The sequence below is a fragment of the Methylomusa anaerophila genome, from assembly GCF_003966895.1.
GTDB lineage: Bacteria > Bacillota > Negativicutes > Sporomusales > Sporomusaceae > Methylomusa > Methylomusa anaerophila.
Genome location: NZ_AP018449.1, coordinates 4669228 through 4688510, shown reverse-complemented (window position 1 = coordinate 4688510; position 19283 = coordinate 4669228). Strand labels below are relative to the sequence as shown.

Genomic DNA, 19283 nt, shown 5'->3' with positions numbered 1-19283 from the left:
GTGAATACGATATGTTGATGGTGTATTAAAAAAGTAGCTTTTTATATGATACCTGGGATTTGAGTCTACCAATGACAGACCCCATTTGTAAATTGATCAACCCATATAGAGGAAAATCATGATCATGGACGAATATTATTAACGTTTAAAATGGAGACTTTATTATGGAATTAGAGGAGTTAATTTATGAGTTCCGGGGGACATTAACATGCGACAAGAACGACAAGAAGAGCAAGAAGAGATGGAAGCTTTGTTCGGAATAGGGAAGGCGGAGCAAGGAGAATCAGTGGCGGCAGAAGACGGACAAGCTGATGATTACTTATATGACAAGCAGCTGGTTAATGACGATATCCAGGCGATAAAGGCATTAATTGAAGGCGATGAGGCGGTAACTTTTTCGGAGGGGAAGATAGCCGAAGTTGCCGGCGATTTTACTGCGCCCGGTGAGCGCGAATCCGTGTCTGCCGGCGTTACTCCCCGGCTGCCGTTGATCTCGGCGTTTGAGAACCTGCTTGCCTTGCAAATTAAGGTAAAAACGGCAGCCATTCTGGCCGCCGTTATTTTGCCACTAGGGATAGCCTTCGGCACCTATTACGGCATTGTAGCCGGCACGGACGCTGTGGGCGCCATGAACGATCCGGGAAAACAATTATATCGAATGGATATCGGCTCGCCTTCGTTGGCAGCGGCATCAGCTTCCCCCAGCCCGACAGATCAGCTTCCCCCAACTGCATCTGCTGCTTCAGCGACGGAATTTAGGCTGGCTGCCGGACAAGCCGGATTTGTCCAAGTAGGAAAAACTGTGGAATCCCTGCGCGAACATTATGCGTCACTCGCTATAGACCAGGACCATGATAACGGCAGGCCGTATTCGGTAGTAAAAATATATTCTGCCGGCGCCAAGGTCCCGTCTCTGGAGGTAAACTGCTTCCCGGCTGATGAAAATGGCGTGCAAAATAAAATTGCGGCTATCCAGGTTTATGACGAACAATATAAAACAATTGAAGGTTTTGGCGTTAACTCGCTGTTGGGGGATTTAAGGCGAGCAGGCATGGTTACCAGCGTTCAATACGCCGACAGCTCTTTCTATGTCCTGGTAAAGGAATTGGGAATGAAGTTTGAACTGGATTTAAGCGCTTCTAATCTGCCGGCCGAGTGGCTGAACGGCGGCGATCTTAATTCGTTGCCAGACAATATGAAAGTACGAAGTATCCTGGTTTTCTAATAATAATTATCAATACCTTTTGCGATTGCCGCCGCCAATTTTTGTTGATATTCCGGTGACTGTAATAACGCGCATTCCTCTTTATTGGTGATGTATCCTATCTCAACCAGGGCAGCGGGAATTTTGTTGCGACGCAATACGAAATAGTCGGCAGTACTGGCTGCCGAGGCGGCAGGTGTTATCTTGCCGAGTTCGGTTTGAATGGAATTCGATAATACCTTGCTGGGTTCGGATTTCGCATAATAGAAAACTTCTGCTCCGCGCCGTTGAGCATTGGCAACGGCATTGGCATGGATACTGATAAATAAATCTGCATCTGATTCTTCCGCCATTTCTACCCGGGCAGTCAAATCACGGTGATAACGTCCTCTGACCTTTTCATTATCGCACTCAGTGCTAAGGTCAATATCCGTTTGACGGGATAGTACAACCTTGGCGCCGGATTGATTAAGAATATCTTTTAGCATTAACGCTACGGCCAAGTTAATTTCTTTTTCGAGAACACCTGGTCGATTGGCGCCGGGGTCAATGCCGCCATGACCGGCATCCACGATAATGACCTTGTCGGACAGCTTATGGGTAACGTCATTATGAGCGTACAATGTTCCCAATAATAGCATAGCAGGTAGTAAAAAGAAGATGAATTGACGTTTGGCAATGTATATAATTCTCACAGCATATGCACCTCTCGCAACTATATTATGCTGCAAAAGGTTAGAACAGTATAAAGGGTTATAAGAATATAGTCTGAAGAATTTGGATTGTAACGAATCCAATTCATCTGTATTTCTCTGATTCAACTGCATTTCCCGGGCTGCAAATATGAAGCATTAATGAACAAATAGCGTATTTTGTAATATTTTGTTTAAATAAGTCGATTTCTCTATTCCCACGTAGACCAATATTCATTATAATTGGATTATTATAGTAGTGTTTCTATGCGAGAATAGTGTCTATACTGTCCGCTGACGGCAAGTTGTGCTGCTAAATTTAATGTTTGTGTGGGAGATGTGATACAGATGGCGATTAAACGTTACGTTATTTCCGCTGTTGAACCCGGCATGAAGTTGGCTAGACCAATATTCCGCGATAATGGGCAAGTGATACTGTACGATGGAACAGTATTGACTAACTTTCATATTGAAAAACTAAGATATTTCGATGTGAGTTACATTGATATTATCGAGCACCCTGATGAATACCATCCGGCACAGGATGTTTCCGCGCCCCCGTCTGATCTTTCAACAATACAAGGATTTCAGACGCTGTATGACAGTACTGTAAATACACTTAACCAGGCATTTAACAGTATACGTTTCTTACAGGAAATACCGCTGGCGGAATTGCGTTCTATGGTTGGTCAGGCAATTATGCCCATGATCGACGCGGTAGGAGTAATTAGTCATCTGCAGAATGTGCAGCACCAGGATGAATACACATTTCATCACTCCCTGGACGTAGCGGTAATCTCAGGCGTATTAGCTAGATGGATGGGCTATACGGGACAGGAACTGGAAGAAATAATCTTGTCCGGATTGCTTCATGACGTGGGCAAAGCGCGAATTCCATTGGCTATCTTAAATAAACCGGAAAAATTGACCACCGAAGAAATGGATATCATGAAACTTCATACTTCAAAAGGCTACCAAATGCTGAATGAAACGAAAACCTTATCACCAGCCGTACTTTGCGGCGTACTTCAGCATCATGAGAAGCTTGACGGCAGCGGGTACCCGTTAGGAGTAAATGAGGAAAAAATTCATCCGTATGCAAAAATTATTGCCGTGGCCGACATATATTGTGCAATGACTTCCGACCGGGTATACCACAAGCGGCGCACCCCTTTCAAGGTTGTAGAGCATATCAGCCAGGAAATGTTCAATAAGCTTGACCCTGCCGTTTGTACTGCGTTCATGAATAACGTAAAGGATTATTTTCTCGGGAGTGTAGTGAAATTAAGCGATGGCAGAGAAGCAGAAGTTGTTTATCTGGGAATCTACTCTTCATCCCGGCCGGTGGTTCGAACTAAGGAGGGAGAGTTCATCGACCTGGAGAGAAATAAAAAGATTGTTATTGAAGGATAGTAACTTAAAAGATTTAAAATAGGATAATGACTTGAAATCTTGACAATGCTTATCCAGACATGATATATTGTTCATAACAAAATATGTACCGGTTGGGAAAGACCAAAGGGCTATAACTGGTTGCCATGAGGCAGCCGATAGCCTTTTTTAGTTTTTTTACAATCTACAAATTGCTACAAATTGATTTTTGGATGGAGGAGGAAGTTATGCCGGATAAAAAATTGGCGCTGCTGCTGCAGGGATTAAAGGAACTTGAATCTGCAGTCGTAGCGTTTTCGGGCGGAGTAGACAGCGCTTTTTTGGCTGCAGCGGCCAAACGGGCGTTGGGGGATACCGCGGTGGCGGTGACAGCCTGCTCGGAGACACTGCCGGATTCAGAGCGGACTGAATCCGCAAGAATAGCTGAAGCTATTGGCATAAGACATGTATTTTTGCCTATCAGTGAACTGACGAGTCCCGAATTTGTAGCCAACACGCCGGAACGTTGTTACTATTGCAAGAAAGTGCGATTTTCGGCTATCCGGCGGTGGGCTGATTCGCAAGGAATTCGATGGGTGCTTGACGGTTCTAATTTTGACGATGCGTCTGATTACAGACCCGGAATGAAGGCAATCAGCGAGCTGGAGGGAGTCCAAAGCCCATTGCTTACTTTTGGTTTTACCAAAGATGAAATTCGGGCGGTGTCCCGGGAATGGGAACTGCCTACCTGGAACAAGTTAAGCGCCGCTTGTCTGTCTTCCCGGGTGGCTTACGGCCTTGCGGTTACTCCCGAACGGTTAAAACAGATTGAGCAGGCGGAAGCCTTTATAAAAACTTTCTTTCAGGGACAAATCAGGGTACGGCACCACGGAAATCTGGCCCGTATTGAAGTAGCGCCGGCAGGAATTCCAATATTGACTGCTGACGGAAATTCCGTACAAATCAGCCGGTTCCTGCGGAGCTTAGGGTTTCAATATGTAACCCTTGATCTAACCGGCTACCGCACGGGAAGCATGAATGAAGTGTTGGATTTCTCATAATATCACATACTATTATCAGGGGAAAATTATTTTCTTGACGATTTTGCTAAAATTCATTATTATGGGAGCAGACCACTAAACAGAGGGGTGGCATATGTCAGGTATTAAGACTATTAACGATATTATTTCCCGGGCCGAACACACGCACTGCTTGGAAAAAGAAAATATCATCACTTTGCTAAGTGACGAAGAGGGCGATGAACTTGTTTTTGCTGCCGCTGACCGGGTGGGGAAAAAGTATGTAGGCAATGAGGTCCATTTACGCGGCCTAATAGAATTCTCTAATATATGTAAGCAAAATTGCCTGTACTGTGGTTTACGCCGGGACAATCGTAACGTAAAAAGGTATCGCCTGGACCCTGAAGCTATTATTGCTTCTGCCGGCCAAGCTAACTCTTATGGCTACCGGACGGTGGTCCTTCAATCCGGCGAGGATGACTCCTTTGATTTAGATACAATGGTGTATATAATCCACAAAATCAAAGAATTGGATATGGCTATCACTCTCAGTATAGGAGAAAAACCGCGGGAAGTGTATCAAAAGTACCGGGAAGCAGGTGCAGACCGTTATTTATTGAGAATTGAGACAACCGACAGGGAACTTTACGAACGCCTTGATCCTGGTATGAGCTGGGATAACCGGGCGAGATGCCTTTGTGATTTAAAGGAATTGGGCTTTGAACTTGGCACCGGCTGTCTGATTGGTTTACCGGGACAGACGATAGCGTCGTTGGCGGACGACATTCTATTCTTTAAAAAAATGGATGCCGATATGATCGGCGTCGGACCTTTTATTGCTAATAAGGAAACTCCGCTGGGAAAGGAGCCTAACGGTACATTTGAACTTAGCACCAAAGTCATGGCTATCACCAGGCTGCTGCTGCCGGATATTAATATTCCGGCGACTACGGCAATGGAGTCGCTAAATCCCGATGGCCGGGTATTGGCTTTACAGCGAGGAGCTAATGTGGTCATGCCTAATGTAACCGAAGGAGAATACCGGCAGCTTTATCAGCTTTACCCCGGGAAAATATGTATAAACGATACTCCGGCTCATTGTCATTCCTGCATCACCGGTAAGATTCACTCCATTGGGCGGACAGTATCCCAAGGATATGGGTATCGCCAAAAACAGGCGGTATCGTGAACAACATAAGGTGAGCAATATAAGATCTATTGTAAAATTTCACAATAGATCTTATGTTTTTATATAGCAATATTATAGAGACCCCTGTTTAAGATTTTATTTTGACAGGGGGTCTCCTTAATTTAACATTCCTGTCTTTAATGTTTAAATAGAGGACTTTTAACCATGTTAATATAATTCAAAATATATAGCAAGGTCTATCCGTCTGTGTACTGTCTTAGTTGGGTGGCTGCAAGGGGGAATAAACGGTGATCGGGAAATTACTATCCTGGCTGGTGTCTACGGATTTACCCCAGCCGCGTATCGGGATGGCAGCGATAGAACTTTCAGCCGTACGCAAGGTCTACGTGACCGGAGCGGGAGAATTCGAGGCTCTGAAGGGAGTCGACCTCCAGGTGGATGCCGGGGAGTTTGTGGCGGTAGTGGGCAAGTCGGGCAGCGGTAAATCCACGCTGATCAATATGATTGCCGGTATCGACCGGCCCAGCGACGGCGATGTATGGGTGGCCGGCACGCCGGTGCACACACTGACGGAAAATCAGATTGCCGTGTGGCGCGGCCGCACTGTAGGCGTTGTATTCCAGTTTTTTCAATTGCTGCCAACATTGACGTCGCTGGAGAATGTCATGCTGCCCATGGATTTTTGCGATGTTTATAACCCGGTTGAGCGACCCAGGCGGGCGTTTAGGTTGCTGGAAATGGTCGGGGTAGGCGATCAGGCCGACAAACTGCCCGCCAACCTGTCCGGAGGCCAGCAGCAGCGGGTGGCTATTGCCCGCTGTTTGGCCAATGACCCGCCCTTACTGGTAGCTGACGAACCGACCGGCAACCTGGATGCCCGTACTGCGTCGGCGGTGATTGACTTGTTCGGGGAACTGGCCAGGAGCGGGAAGACCATTTTGATGGTTACTCATGACCAGGATTTGGCCAACAGAAGCAGCCGGATCGTAACCGTGTCCGAGGGGCAAATTAGTCCGGTGACGGCCGACGGGGGGATGGCATGACTCGCTATATTTTGCTGAGTCCCCGCTGGCGCAAAGTGTGGGCCGATTTGTGGGGCAACAAACTGCGGACCATGCTGGTGATGCTGTCCATCTCGGTGGGGGTGTTCGCGGTGGGGATGGTCTACAGTTCCTATTTGATGTTTGCCCGGGACCTGGCACGCAGTTGGGGGACGGCGTCACCGGCCAGCGCCACTTTGTACGCCGACCCCTTTGACGAGGAAGTGGTGGAGAGCATCCGCAGCCTGCGGGGCGTCAAAGAGGCGGAAGGACGGCGCAACGTTAGCCTGCGGGTGAGCACCGCCGATGGCCAGTGGCGGCAGATACTGATGATTGCCATTCCGGATTACATCGAACAACGGGTGAACATCGTGCGGCCCCAGTCGGGGGACTGGCCGCCCGGAGATGGCGACGTACTGCTGGAAAGGTCTTCCCTGACTGAATTGGGGGTTGCCCAGGGGGACAGGATCGTAGTGGAAACGACTGCCGGGCGGAAACGGTCCCTGAAGGTGACCGGGGTGGTGTACGACCCGACTCAGTGGCCCAGCCTGTTTAGCGGCAGCTTCTATGGATATATCAGCATGGACACACTGGAAAAACTGGACGAGGAACGCCAACTGGATCAGGTAAGTTTTGTGGTCCAGCCTTGGGTGCTGCAGGGCAAGGCGACGGCGCCCATTGAGGAATTGGGTCGCCGGGCCTGGAACAAACTGGAACAGGGTGACACTACAGTATTTTGGCTGCAGGTGTACACTCCCGGAGAACATCCTATGCAGAACGGCATTAACGCCATGTTGTTGCTGTTGGCGGTGCTGGGTGTGCTGTCATTATTGTTAGGCACTCTGCTGTTGGTGAATACGGTATCATCTATTCTGACGCAGCAGGTGCGCCAGGTGGGAATTATGAAAGCCATCGGGGCGCGGCGGGATCAAATTCTGAGTATGTACCTGACGCTGGTGGCGGCATATGGTATTCTGGCGTTGCTGGTGGCAGCTCCGCTGGGAGCGCTGGCAGCGGGCGGCGTTACAGGGTTTATGGCCGGCGTGTTTAATTTCGATTCGGGGGGACTGGAACTGCCGCCCCGGGTGATATTGCTGGAAGCGGCAGTGGCTATCCTGGTGCCGCTGGCGGCAGCGCTGAGGCCGGTGTGGCGCGGGACAGGCGTGACCGTCCGGGAGGCAGTCAGTGACTTCGGCATCGGCGGTGTGGCGGCCAAAGGGCTGGTGGACCGCTGGGTGGACGCCGCACTGGAGCGGCTGAAAAAACTGCCCCGGCCGGTATTGTTGTCGCTGCGCAATACTTTTCGCCGCAAGGGACGGCTGGCGCTCACCCTGCTGACTATGACGGTGGCCGGGACAGTGTTTATGGCGGTATTTTCGGTGCGCTCGTCATTGTATTTGACACTGGATCAGGCGATGGATTACTTTCATTACGACATAGGAGTAGGATTCACCCAAAGCTACCGGGCCAGCAGGATTGAGCAAGAGGTATTGCGGGTGCCCGGGGTTAAGGCGGCAGAGACTTGGGGGTTCACATCCGGCCGGGTGCTGCTGGACGAGCGGAAAGAATCCGAAGATGCGTCCAGCAAGAATGTGTTTGTTATGGCGCCGCCGGTGGACACAAAAATGATTAAACCCCGGATCATTGAAGGGCGTTGGCTGCTGCCCGAAGATGAAAGCGCCCTGGTGGTGAATACCGAAGTGCTAAAAGACAGCCCGCACCTTAAAGTAGGCGGGCCGGCGGTAATCAAGGTGGGAACCCGCAGGCTGCAGTTCACCGTCGTAGGAATCGCCCAAAGTACGCTGACCGGTCCATTTGCTTATGCGCCTTATGAGTGGCTAACCGGGGCGGTGCAGGAGGCTGGCCGGGCCAGGGCGGTACAGGTTGTGGCGGCTTCGGCTGATCCCAAGGAACAAAGCGCTTTGGGACGGGCTTTGGAAGAACATATGAAAAAGAACAGCCTGCGCGTCCAAAGTGTGGATACCATCTGGGAAACCAAGCAACGTACCCGGTCGCAGTTCGATATCATCACCACCTTCCTGCTGATTATGGCCGTATTGCTGGCGGTGGTAGGCGCCCTGGGGCTGACAGGCACCATGGGAATCAATGTGCTGGAAAGAACCCGGGAGATTGGAGTGATGCGGGCCATTGGCGCGTCCAGCCTGAACGTAGGCAAGGTATTCGTTGTGGAGGCCTTATGCATTGGTTTCTTAAGCTGGCTGGCAGGAGCCATCCTGGCGCTGCCGGTGGCGGCGCTGCTCAGTTACCAAGTAGGGATATTGTTTCTGCAAAGTCCCCTGACGTTTTCTTTCAGTTTTCTCGGTATGGGCATCTGGCTGGCGTTGGCGGCCACGCTGTCGGTGGTGGCCAGTTTGCTGCCTGCCTGGAATGCGGCGCGGCTGAGCGTGCGGGATGTATTAAGTTATGAATGAATAAACTGGAGCAAAGGGAGAGAGTCATGGTTAGAGAGTGGTTGTCTGGTTTGGGGAGGTGGCTAAGGCGGCGCCGGTTGCTGTTGGTGCTGTTGGTGGCGGCATTGGCGGGAGGCCTGTGGTGGACATGGCACGGTCGCCAAGGGGAAAAGACGGTTGTACCGCCGGTAAAAGCGGATAACCGGATATTGGCTGAAGGGATCGTATTTCCGGTACGTTATGCCCAGATGGTGATGCCGGTAGACGGAACGATAGGTGAGATTCTGGTCAACGAGGGGGACAAGGTGAAAACCGGACAATCTCTCATCCGGCTGGTGCGCCAGGATTACCAGGCCCGGGTGGGCAGCGCCCGCTCGGATGTAGACCGGGCAACTGCGGCAGTGGAGCAGGCCAGGGTGAATGTGGCCGATGCGGAACGGGAACTGGAGCGTCAGCAGCGACTGGATGCAGCCGGGGCTACATCCCGGCAACAGCTTGACCAGGCAAAGACGGCGGTCCAGCGGACCCGGGCGGCGCTGGCGCAAGTTCAGGCCGACCTGATAACCCAGGAAGAAAGGCTGTCTGAAGCCGAAGGGTTGCTCAACAAGACCGAACTGCAAGCGCCGATGGACGGTACAGTATCTTTTCTCGATGTAAAAGTGGGCGAACACGCCTTAATAGGCACGGTGCTTGTGCGCATCGCCGATGAATCCGCCTGGGAAGTTCGAAGTGATGACTTAACGGAGTTGGTCATAGCCAAGATTCGGGTGGGCGACTCTGTGGCCTTGACTTTTGACGGGATACCGGATCTATCGATTCCCGGAAAAGTAAATTTTATCCGGCCCTATGGGGAAAAGAAGCGCGGCGACATCACCTACACGGTAACCGTTTCGCCGGACCGCTGGGATGACCGGCTGCGCTGGATGATGACTGCCCAGATGGCCATTACGCCGTCGCAGTAAGGGGCGGCAGCGTCAAACTGTCAATCTGCTGCTGTTTTTGGTATGGTGTGAAAGCCGAATTAATATAGTAAGGAGAAACCAATCTTGAAAGTATTTTCTATCTCAGATATTCATGTTGATTTTGAAGAAAATCTTCATTGGTTTAATAATCTATCCCTTTATGATTACCAAAATGATCTCCTTATTTTAGCCGGGGATGTAACACACGTCATCCAATTATTCGAAGCGACATTAAGAAGTTTAAGGAAACGGTTTTGGGAGGTTCTGTTTGTTCCCGGCAATCACGATTTATGGATTCCCCATACTTCCAGTAAACATTCACTGGAAAAACTGCAATTGCTTAAAGCCGTAACTGCTGATTGTGGCGTAAGAACGGAACCGTTTCATTTGCCCTCTTTATCCATTATTCCTTTAACGGCATGGTATGATTATTCCTTTGGCGAGCCATCCCAGGAAGTTTTTGAAACCTGGACCGATTACCGGGCGTGTAAATGGCCTGAACCTCATAATGAAAAGAGCATTACCGAACATTTCATCGCTATGAATGAACCATTTGTGGATGACAGTAACAGTAATAGTAATAGTAATGAAAACCGGTATATTATTTCCTTTTCTCATTTTTTACCACGGATTGATATAATGCCGGATTATATTCCCCTTGCAAGAAGAAACTTGTATCCGGTGCTTGGAACAACATTACTTGAAGACCAAATTCGCAGACTGGGCTCAAGGATTCATGTTTATGGGCACAGCCATGTCAATAATCAAGTCGTGAAAGATAACATTTTATATGTCAATAATGCTTTCGGATATCCTTACGAGACGCAAATTACCGCAAAAAAACTGAAGTGTATTTTCAAGATATAATTCTTAACACAATCTTAAAATACCAGCTATTGTAAAATATTTGACTAGATAGTATAATTGCTTCAGTTAAAAGGTTAAAAGATTAAGCTAAGTGAGTTACGGTGAATAAAATTTCTCCCGGTTGCGTCTGCGAAGGCGTGGAGCAAAATGGGGAGAAAAGTCATAATTTGTACTAATGGGGGTTATTATCTGAACCCCAATGTTTTCTACTGCCTTTTTGCAAAAATTGCTTTATTTAGGACCCCCCTGGTGTAAGGGCATAACCTTAAACAGGGGGGTTTGGCAAGTTACCGGAAATCGGTTTATCTTACATTAATAAAATGTAAATAAATTATTTTGGTTTTTACGCATTCGAAATGCAATAAAATGTTCCCGTTTATCAATCTGAAAATAAATGTTTTCCTTGAGAAGATAATTCAGAGGGTATCCCGGTGCTTTTCCATAAGAATGGGCAGGGTAGATAAGTACATCGGGAGAAACGGTATTTTTAATCAATTGAATGCTGTTATACATTTCTGCCGGATTACCGCCATTTGCATCACACATACCACAACCCTCAATAAAAATGGTATCGCCGGTAAACAAACAATCTGACAAAAGAAAACATGCACTTCCGGCGGTATGCCCGGGAGTAAGAAGACATTTTATCTTGGTGTCGCCTACTGTGAGTAGATCATCATGGGCTATTGGCATTAAGTTGTTACATGCAAATTTGTAATAATCGATTTCTTTTGCTGACATTACTACTTGCGGATTGTATTTTTTCAATAGCGGATTGACCAGATTAACGTGGTCAAAATGGGAATGAGTTAACAGAATCATAACTAAGTCGGCATTTATTTTATTTAGCAATAATTCAATAGTATCTAATTCCCAAGCTGGATCGACAATGGCTGTCTGCTTTGTTGCCGTATCCATAATGATATAGCAATAGTTTTTAAAGAACATAGATTTAAGTTTTAGCTGATATACTTGAAAACTATTCATTCATTCATTTCCACCTATTTTTATAACTTCTTTTAATAACTTCTAATAACTTCTAACTTCGTAAATTTGTGTCCTTTGCATGTGGTAATTGCCAATATACGTCGCGGACGTAGCGAATGCAAATATTTTAGAATGGAGGTATTGTCCTGTTATTCTGCTGTAAAGTAAGTATCTGGCAAATAGAATTTATCAGGAGGTATCATTAAATCAAATGCGGAACCGTAATATTTTTATCGATGAGTTTGACTTAATAAGGCCGGAGAATAAATTTAGCGCCACCCTATGTTGCTGTTCTTTTTCCCATAAAATAGATTATGAAGGGATAATTCAATACTTACATACGCAAGAGCGTAATTATTACAATACATTAAAATTTGAAAAGCGGAGCAGAAGTTATCTTATAGGGCGCTTTGCCGCCAAACAAGCGGTAGCTGCTCTAACCGGCGAAGAAAAGTTAACGGATATTGTCATTCAATCCGGTGTCTTTACTCATCCGATCGTTATATCCAATAAGCAAAATATTCAAGTCAGTATTACCCACTGCGAGGATTATGGAGCGGCGCTGGCCTTTCCGGAAGCTCATCCTATGGGAATTGACCTGGAGAGGATTGATCCCTGCAAAAGGGATGTTTTGACCGGACAAAATACTGAATTTGAAGCTACAAGGATTGTTCCTTTGGTTGCTGCCGCTGCTTCCTATGATGCAGGTTTGACTCTTTTGTGGACAGCTAAGGAGGCATTATCCAAGATTCTTAAAACGGGTTTAATGACCCCATTTGAACTTTTTGAGATTTCACGAATTGACATTGGCGATGACTTTATAATGTGTTATTATAAAAATTTTGCTCAATATAAAGCCATGTCCTTTATTGTTGATAATTACATGTACTCAATTGCCTATCCTATAAAAACCCAATTGCATTTTGATGTTAGGTCTTTGAAAGAAAACTATCTGCAGGCAGCAGTTAAGACTGCAATTTAAATTAATTAATACCGGAATCTTATCTCCCGCTTTCTATGTCTATGGATGCGAATTGATATCTTTCAAACAGCGGCCGTATTAAAAATAATACGGCCGCTGTTTTTCCAACCAGTATAGTAACCAGTAATTTCCAATACCGAAAGTTACAATCTAAATATATCATTTATTGTCAATGAAGTATATTTACTTTTATTATCATTATATTAAATATTTTTTAATATATATGTCGCATTAAGGGCCTCTCTCCTGGTTCTTTCAAATATTTACAATCAATTAACACAATCTTAGCATCGGGTCTATTGTAAATTTTAATACTAGACCGTATGCTTATATGCAGATAACAGTTTGAACTGAAGTTATACCAAATTTTTCTAAATTGCATTCTTCAGAGGCGCGGGGCGAACCTGAGGGAAAAAGTCATAGTTTTGTATTAATTGGGGCGTTATCCTGAACCCCAATATTTTTCAATGCTTTTTTCACAAAACTTGCTTCTTCCGTAATCATCTTAGGGCCCCCCTGTTTAAGGCGCAATCTTAAACAAGGGGGGCCTTAACATGGGCCTTAACATGTCCTTAACATGTCCTTAACATGTCCTTAACATGGTTACCGGAAATCAGTCATATCTTTGCCGCATTATTTATTTAAAGATTTGAAAAAGGAGAAAAGGAGAAAAGCAGAAAGGATGATGGTTTTTGCGACAACCTATAATTTTTATGTTTTCAGGTCAAGGATCACAATATTATCATATGGGCAAGGCGCTCTACAGCCAAAATACAGTATTTAGACACTGGCTGTCCAAATTAAACGACATTGTGTATAATAGTGCCGGTATCTCAATTATTGATGAAATTTACAACCAAGCAAAAAGTAAAGGGGACAGATTCGATAACCTTATATACACTCATCCTGCCATTTTTATGGTAGAATATTCTTTAGTCCAAGTATTAATTGAACAGGGAATTAAGCCTGATTATGTATTAGGGGCAAGCCTGGGAGAATTTACTGCGGCAGCAATTGCGGGTGTCCTTTCACTGGAAGAAACACTGGATTGTATTTTAAAACAAGTAGAGGTATTTGAAAAATATTGTCAACCCGGAAGTATGATAGCGGTAATTCATAATCCGGATTTGTATAATCAATCTGCTGAAATTTTCCTCCATTCGGAACTGGCTGCAGTTAATTATTCTTCCCATTTTGTTATTTCCGGTCATAGCAGCAGTTTATTCGATATTGAGAAATATTTAAAAACTGAAGATATGCAATTTCTCACACTGCCTGTAAAATATGGTTTTCATTCTACTAATATTGATCCGGCCGAAGAGGAATATAAGAAGTTTTTACGCAATTTTTCCTTTTCCTTTAGAAAACCTGAGATTCCGATTATATCCTGTTCATTGAGCAGTTGGGTTACAGATATCTCGCCGGAGTATTTTTGGAATGTTGTCCGGCAACCGATTCAGTTTCAAAAAACTATAGGCAAACTTGAAGCAACCCGTCAGTTTAACTATATTGACTTGGGACCATCCGGGACATTGGCCAGCTTTGTGAGAAACAACTTACTAGATAAAGGCTCTGCATCACAAATTTATGACGTTTTAACTCCTTTCGATCAGGAGATTAAAAAACTGGACAAATTAAATGAATTAAAATTTAAAATTAAGTGAATAAAAGTATTTAGTAAGGATTCCTTTGATGGGGGGAGGAAATGATTCCATATATTTTTTCCGGGCAAGGTTCGCAAAGTAAAGGAATAGCTGGAACACTTATATCTCCTTCGGCATTGGGAAGCTCCGAATTCAAAAAGGATTATAACCTGAAATATGCGTATCTAACCGGCGCCATGTATCGGGGAGTGGCTTCACCGGAAATGGTGGTAAAAGTAGGGAAAGCGGGAATGATGGGTTTCCTGGGTACAGGTGGACTGGCATTATCACAAATCGAAACGGCAATTCAGTACATCCAAAAAGAATTATCCCCGGGACAAGCCTACGGGCTGAATTTATTACATAACCCTAACAATCCCGCCATGGAAGAAAAAACAGTTGACCTTTTGCTGGCATATGGCGTAAAAACTGTGGAAGCGGCTGCTTTTTTAAGTATTACGCCGGCTTTGGTGAAATATCGTACCCAAGGATTAAAACGGGATGAACACGGAAAAGTCATTGTTTTAAACAAGATTATCGCCAAATTGTCCCGGCCGGAGGTGGCGGAAGCCTTCCTGAGTCCGGCTCCGGCAAAGATTGTCGCAAAATTATTAGCGGAAAATAAGATTACACAGGAAGAAGCTGAGTTAGCAAAAGAAATCCCTATGGCGGATGATATTTGTGCTGAAGCGGACTCCGGCGGCCATACGGACGGCGGGGTGGCCTATGCTTTAATGCCGGCCATGATCACATTACGGGATGAAATGATGAAAAAGTATCAGTACTCTAAGACAATGCGCATTGGCGCAGCCGGCGGGATTGGAACTCCTGCGGCAGCCGCGGCGGCGTTTGTAATGGGCGCCGACTTTATTGTGACCGGTTCAATCAACCAGTGCACGGTAGAGGCGGCGACCAGCGACGCGGTAAAAGATTTATTGCAGCAAATCAATATCCAGGATACCGAATATGCGCCGGCAGGAGATATGTTTGAGATGGGCGCCAAAGTGCAAGTGCTAAAAAAAGGATTATTTTTTCCCGCCCGCGCCAATAAGTTGTATGACTTATACCGTCAATACAATTCCTTAGATGAAATTGATGAAAAGACCAAAAAGCAAATTGAGGAAAAGTTTTTTAAAAGAAGTTTTGCCGAAGTCTACAAAGATGTCAAAAATTATTATCCAGCCCCGGAAATCGAAAAAGCCGAACGCAACCCCAAGCATAAAATGGCCCTGATTTTTAGATGGTATTTTGGTTATACCACCAACCTTGCCTTAAGCGGTAATACAGAATCGAAAGTAGACTATCAAGTGCATTGCGGGCCGGCGTTGGGCGCTTTCAATCAATGGGTTAAAGGGACTGAACTGGAAAACTGGCGAAACCGGCATGTGGACGAGATCGGCAGGAAACTTGTTACCGAGACGGCAGAATTGCTCAGCAATCGTTTGAAAACTATGTCCTGCTAGGGGAGAGTTTGAAAAGCTAAATAAAAAATGAACAACGAGAATTACAAGCTCGTTGTATCCATTTAAATTATGAAAGGGGATAGAAAATGATTACTTATGTTTTTCCCGGTCAAGGTTCTCAGACTAAAGGAATGGGTGGAACGCTTTTTGATGAATTTAAAGAATTAACGACGCAGGCGAGTGACATTTTAGGTTATTCAATTAAAGAACTTTGTCTGGAAGACCCGCAGGCAAATTTAGGTCAAACTCAATATACCCAGCCGGCTCTCTATGTAGTCAACGCGCTAAGTTATCAAAAAAAGATCCAGGAAACCGGGAAAAAACCTGATTTCGTCGCTGGTCATAGTTTGGGAGAATATGATGCGTTATTTGCGGCGGGCGCCTTTGATTTCGGAACCGGGTTGAAACTGGTACAAAAAAGAGGAGAACTGATGAGTCGCGCTACCGGGGGCGGCATGGCCGCAGTGATTGGCCTAAATGCGGAACAGATTGCCAATGTTTTAAAACAGAATAATTTGCAGAGTATTGATCTGGCAAATTTTAATTCCCCGGCGCAAATTGTTATTTCGGGTCTTCGCGAGGATATAAATAAAGCACAACCTATTTTTGAAGGGACTCAAGGAGTGCAGATGTTCATCCCCTTAAAAACAAGCGGCGCCTTTCACTCCCGTTACATGGAAGAGGCTAAACGGGAATTTACCGCCTTCATAAACAGCTTTGCATTTTCCAGACTCACCATTCCCGTAATTTCCAATGTTCATGCCAGACCATACCAAGAGTCTGAAATTGCCCAGAACCTTATTGAACAGATAACCCATCCGGTTAAATGGACAGACAGCATTCGCTACTTGATGAGTCTGGGTGACATGGAGTTTGCCGAGGTTGGACCAGGCAAAGTGTTAACCGGACTGGTTCAACGGATTAAAAGAGAAGCAGGCCAATAGGATAAGCTGTTGCAGCGCTATTAACCTGGATATAAAAATTGATGGGGAAGAGGAGAACAAAAATGAACAAAGAAGATATTTTCAAACTTGTTGTACAAAATATTTACGAGGTAATTCCGGAATTGGAAGGACATGACATTCAGCCCGGCGACCGGTTAACGGAACTGGGAGCAAATTCCGTGGATCGGGCCGAGATTGTCGGGATGACGATGGAAGCCTTGGCTTTGCAAATACCGCGCGTAGAGTTGTTCGGGGCAAAAAATATAGGAGAATTAGTGGATGTGCTCTATGCAAAAAAATCAGTCTGAGTTAGTTATTACCGGCGTGGGTGTTACTGCTGCCGTTGGGCAGGGAAAAACCGACTTTAGCTCTGCTCTGATGCAGGGTAACCATGCCTTTGGAATCATGCAGCGTCCCGGGCGGCAAAAGGAGACGGCGTTTATCGGCGCTGAAATATCTTCCCTGACCTATCCGGCGCAATTCTCCAAACGGGTTCTGCGGGCAGCATCTTTTTCGGGGCAGGTAGCCTTAGTCACTCTGCACGAAGCCTGGAACGAGGCCAACTTGGACGCAATAGACCCAACTCGTATCGGTTTGGTGGTTGGCGGCTCCAACATCCAGCAGCGGGAATTGGTGCAATACTATGAGTCTTATCAAGAACGGGCTGCTTTTATTCCGCCAACCTATGGATTAACGTTCATGGATACCGATCTGTGCGGGTTTTGTACCGAACAATTTGGAATTCGGGGACTGGCACATACGGCAGGAGGGGCTTCGGCCAGCGGCCAAGTGGCAATTCTTTTGGCGGCGCAGGCGGTTCAAAGCGGCCAAGTGGATGTTTGCATTGCCGTGGGCGCCTTAATGGACCTTTCCTACTGGGAATGCCAGGCACTGCGGTCATTAGGCGCTATGGGAACCGACCGTTATGCCGCTGAACCTGCCTTGGCCTGTCGGCCGTTCACTAAGCAGCGGGATGGATTTATCTACGGTGAATGCTGCGGGGCGGTTGTAATAGAACGTGCCGAAGCCGCGGCCAAACGCCGGCAGCAACCCTACGCAATACTCTCAGGCTGGGCCCTGGCCACAGATGGAAACCGAAATCCCAATCCTTCCTGTGAAGGAGAGGTCCGGGCGATTCAAACGGCATTGGCCCAGGCGCAACTGACACCCGGAGATATTGATTATATTAATCCTCATGGGACAGGTTCGATAATCGGCGACGAGACTGAACTCCAGTCAATTTGCGAGTGTCAACTTTCCCATGCTTATATCAATGCGACCAAATCCATTACCGGCCACGGCCTGAGTGCCGCCGGCACCGTGGAAGTTATTGCAACTTTGCTGCAAATGAAAGAGGGCCGGCTTCACCCCACGAGAAACTTGGATGACCCGCTGGACCCCTCTTTAAATTGGGTTGGCGGGCAAAGTATTTCCCATAACATTCAACATGCCTTAAGTCTCAGTATGGGGTTTGGCGGGATTAATACGGCAATATGTTTGCAAAGATTTGAAGGTTAAAAAGTTGATTTGAAGGTTAAAAAACAAAAATTGATTTAGTTGGCAGCTAGATATATAATATTTTATAAGACGAAGCAAAACAATTAAGCGCAAGTTTTTGCACGGGACGATGTGCAAGCTTGCGCTTTTACTATAAGCCAAGAAAGTATATATGTTAACTAAATTTGCCGTAAAAAAAAACGCTCGTTGGCGTATTAGCAAATACATTCGGAAAAATATATATATTTGAATCATAGAAAAGTCGGAAAACTGGGAAAACTGAATTATTAATGGTATTCCTTGGGATTCTTTAGAACACCGCCAAGTTCCAGCTGGCGTTTTTCTTGTAGTATTGGTACTTCTACAGTAATACGCTGATCTCTGCGGGAATATTTTTTTACAATTTGTTCTAGCCCTAATAAAGGCCCGTTAACAATTTTAATTTGATCTTCAGTTTTTTCGATTTCACTTATTTCAACAATTCCTTCACTGCCGATTAATTTTTGAATAAGCTGTTTTTCTTCGGGTAATATGGGTACCAAAGAACCGGCGCTGTAAACTAACCAGCCGGCGCTTATCCTGTGCTTGCGCAGCAAATGGTCAAATTCTTCGATATTTTCTCTATTTATTGATACAAATAAGTATCCTTCAAATAAAGGCCTTATTATACTAATAATTTGTCCGCTTTTTCGCCAATACACCCTTCTTTTGGGATTAATAATTCTGCATTTGGAATACATTTTTTGGCAAATAAATGAAGTTATTTCCTCTTTCCCATGGATGATACGTAAAACATACCAATCTTCCAAAGTTAAATACCTCCTTAAAAAAATAAAGGAATAAAAGAATAATTGCAGATTGTCCACTATTTTCTATTACTTTATGATACCACTTTTTTTTTGTTAATCATTTAATTAAATATTATAATTTAATTAAATAAAATTAATATTTTTTTACATATCATACCATATATTGATAAAAATTCAATATGGAAGTTCAGGGATATCAAAGCTGACTTAACCGATAAGTAAACATTTACACCTGGTTAACA

Annotated in this window: 17 protein-coding genes; 14 read left to right on the top strand and 3 right to left on the bottom strand. The window is 45.5% G+C overall.

Annotated features, from left to right (window positions below; genetic code table 11):
- Positions 1 to 208: 208 nt before the first annotated feature.
- A complete protein-coding gene (locus tag MAMMFC1_RS20720; RefSeq protein ID WP_126310291.1) occupies positions 209 to 1225 on the top strand; it encodes a hypothetical protein in 1017 nt (338 codons plus the stop codon).
- Here the strand turns inward: MAMMFC1_RS20720 and MAMMFC1_RS20715 are convergent.
- Positions 1222 to 1899 (bottom strand): N-acetylmuramoyl-L-alanine amidase family protein, encoded by a 678-nt coding sequence (locus tag MAMMFC1_RS20715; protein WP_126310290.1) that lies wholly within the window; start codon positions 1897 to 1899, stop codon positions 1222 to 1224. The two genes, MAMMFC1_RS20720 and MAMMFC1_RS20715, sit on opposite strands and share 4 nt — an antisense overlap.
- Positions 1900 to 2244: 345 nt before the next feature.
- Here MAMMFC1_RS20715 and MAMMFC1_RS20710 point away from each other — a divergent pair, with 345 nt between their 5' ends.
- From MAMMFC1_RS20710 to MAMMFC1_RS20680, 7 genes are all read left to right on the top strand, one after another.
- Positions 2245 to 3309 carry an HD-GYP domain-containing protein gene (locus MAMMFC1_RS20710; protein WP_126310289.1) on the top strand — a complete coding sequence of 355 codons (1065 nt, stop codon included), beginning with the start codon at positions 2245 to 2247 and terminating at the stop codon, positions 3307 to 3309.
- Between the two features lie 206 nt (positions 3310 to 3515).
- Positions 3516 to 4328 (top strand): ATP-dependent sacrificial sulfur transferase LarE, encoded by an 813-nt coding sequence (larE, locus tag MAMMFC1_RS20705; protein ID WP_232035583.1) that lies wholly within the window; start codon positions 3516 to 3518, stop codon positions 4326 to 4328.
- 103 nt (positions 4329 to 4431) lie between these two features.
- Positions 4432 to 5475, top strand: a complete 1044-nt coding sequence (hydE, locus tag MAMMFC1_RS20700; protein ID WP_416338608.1) for a [FeFe] hydrogenase H-cluster radical SAM maturase HydE — start codon at positions 4432 to 4434, stop codon at positions 5473 to 5475.
- A 248-nt stretch (positions 5476 to 5723) separates the two neighbouring features.
- Positions 5724 to 6479, top strand: a complete 756-nt coding sequence (locus MAMMFC1_RS20695) for an ABC transporter ATP-binding protein (RefSeq protein ID WP_197723862.1) — start codon at positions 5724 to 5726, stop codon at positions 6477 to 6479.
- Positions 6476 to 8908 carry an ABC transporter permease gene (locus tag MAMMFC1_RS20690; protein WP_126310287.1) on the top strand — a complete coding sequence of 811 codons (2433 nt, stop codon included), beginning with the start codon at positions 6476 to 6478 and terminating at the stop codon, positions 8906 to 8908. Before MAMMFC1_RS20695 ends, MAMMFC1_RS20690 begins: the two co-directional genes overlap by 4 nt.
- 26 nt (positions 8909 to 8934) lie before the next feature.
- Positions 8935 to 9849 carry an efflux RND transporter periplasmic adaptor subunit gene (locus tag MAMMFC1_RS20685; RefSeq protein ID WP_126310286.1) on the top strand — a complete coding sequence of 305 codons (915 nt, stop codon included), beginning with the start codon at positions 8935 to 8937 and terminating at the stop codon, positions 9847 to 9849.
- 84 nt (positions 9850 to 9933) lie between these two features.
- Positions 9934 to 10716, top strand: a complete 783-nt coding sequence (locus tag MAMMFC1_RS20680; protein ID WP_126310285.1) for a metallophosphoesterase — start codon at positions 9934 to 9936, stop codon at positions 10714 to 10716.
- Between the two features lie 312 nt (positions 10717 to 11028).
- Here MAMMFC1_RS20680 and MAMMFC1_RS20675 read toward each other — a convergent pair whose 3' ends face one another.
- Positions 11029 to 11703, bottom strand: coding sequence for an MBL fold metallo-hydrolase (locus MAMMFC1_RS20675; RefSeq protein ID WP_126310284.1), 675 nt, complete (start codon positions 11701 to 11703; stop codon positions 11029 to 11031).
- Between the two features lie 211 nt (positions 11704 to 11914).
- On the opposite strand from MAMMFC1_RS20675, the gene MAMMFC1_RS20670 reads away from it, so the two are divergent.
- The 6 genes from MAMMFC1_RS20670 (at position 11915) to MAMMFC1_RS20645 (ending at position 18253) form a co-directional block, all read left to right on the top strand.
- On the top strand, positions 11915 to 12685 hold the full coding sequence (locus MAMMFC1_RS20670; RefSeq protein WP_126310283.1) for a 4'-phosphopantetheinyl transferase family protein: 771 nt from the start codon (positions 11915 to 11917) through the stop codon (positions 12683 to 12685).
- Positions 12686 to 13398: 713 nt separating this feature from the next.
- A complete protein-coding gene (locus MAMMFC1_RS20665) occupies positions 13399 to 14349 on the top strand; it encodes an acyltransferase domain-containing protein (RefSeq protein ID WP_232035582.1) in 951 nt (316 codons plus the stop codon).
- 41 nt (positions 14350 to 14390) lie between these two features.
- Complete coding sequence (locus MAMMFC1_RS20660) at positions 14391 to 15791, top strand: PfaD family polyunsaturated fatty acid/polyketide biosynthesis protein (protein ID WP_126310281.1); 1401 nt, start codon at positions 14391 to 14393, stop codon at positions 15789 to 15791.
- 86 nt (positions 15792 to 15877) lie between these two features.
- A complete protein-coding gene (gene fabD, locus MAMMFC1_RS20655) occupies positions 15878 to 16735 on the top strand; it encodes an ACP S-malonyltransferase (RefSeq protein ID WP_126310280.1) in 858 nt (285 codons plus the stop codon).
- Between the two features lie 62 nt (positions 16736 to 16797).
- Complete coding sequence (locus tag MAMMFC1_RS20650; RefSeq protein ID WP_126310279.1) at positions 16798 to 17043, top strand: acyl carrier protein; 246 nt, start codon at positions 16798 to 16800, stop codon at positions 17041 to 17043.
- A complete protein-coding gene (locus MAMMFC1_RS20645; protein ID WP_126310278.1) occupies positions 17024 to 18253 on the top strand; it encodes a beta-ketoacyl synthase N-terminal-like domain-containing protein in 1230 nt (409 codons plus the stop codon). Before MAMMFC1_RS20650 ends, MAMMFC1_RS20645 begins: the two co-directional genes overlap by 20 nt.
- A gap of 266 nt (positions 18254 to 18519) precedes the next feature.
- Here MAMMFC1_RS20645 and MAMMFC1_RS20640 read toward each other — a convergent pair whose 3' ends face one another.
- Positions 18520 to 19041, bottom strand: a complete 522-nt coding sequence (locus tag MAMMFC1_RS20640) for a transcription termination/antitermination NusG family protein (protein WP_126310277.1) — start codon at positions 19039 to 19041, stop codon at positions 18520 to 18522.
- Between the last annotated feature and the right edge of the window lie 242 nt (positions 19042 to 19283).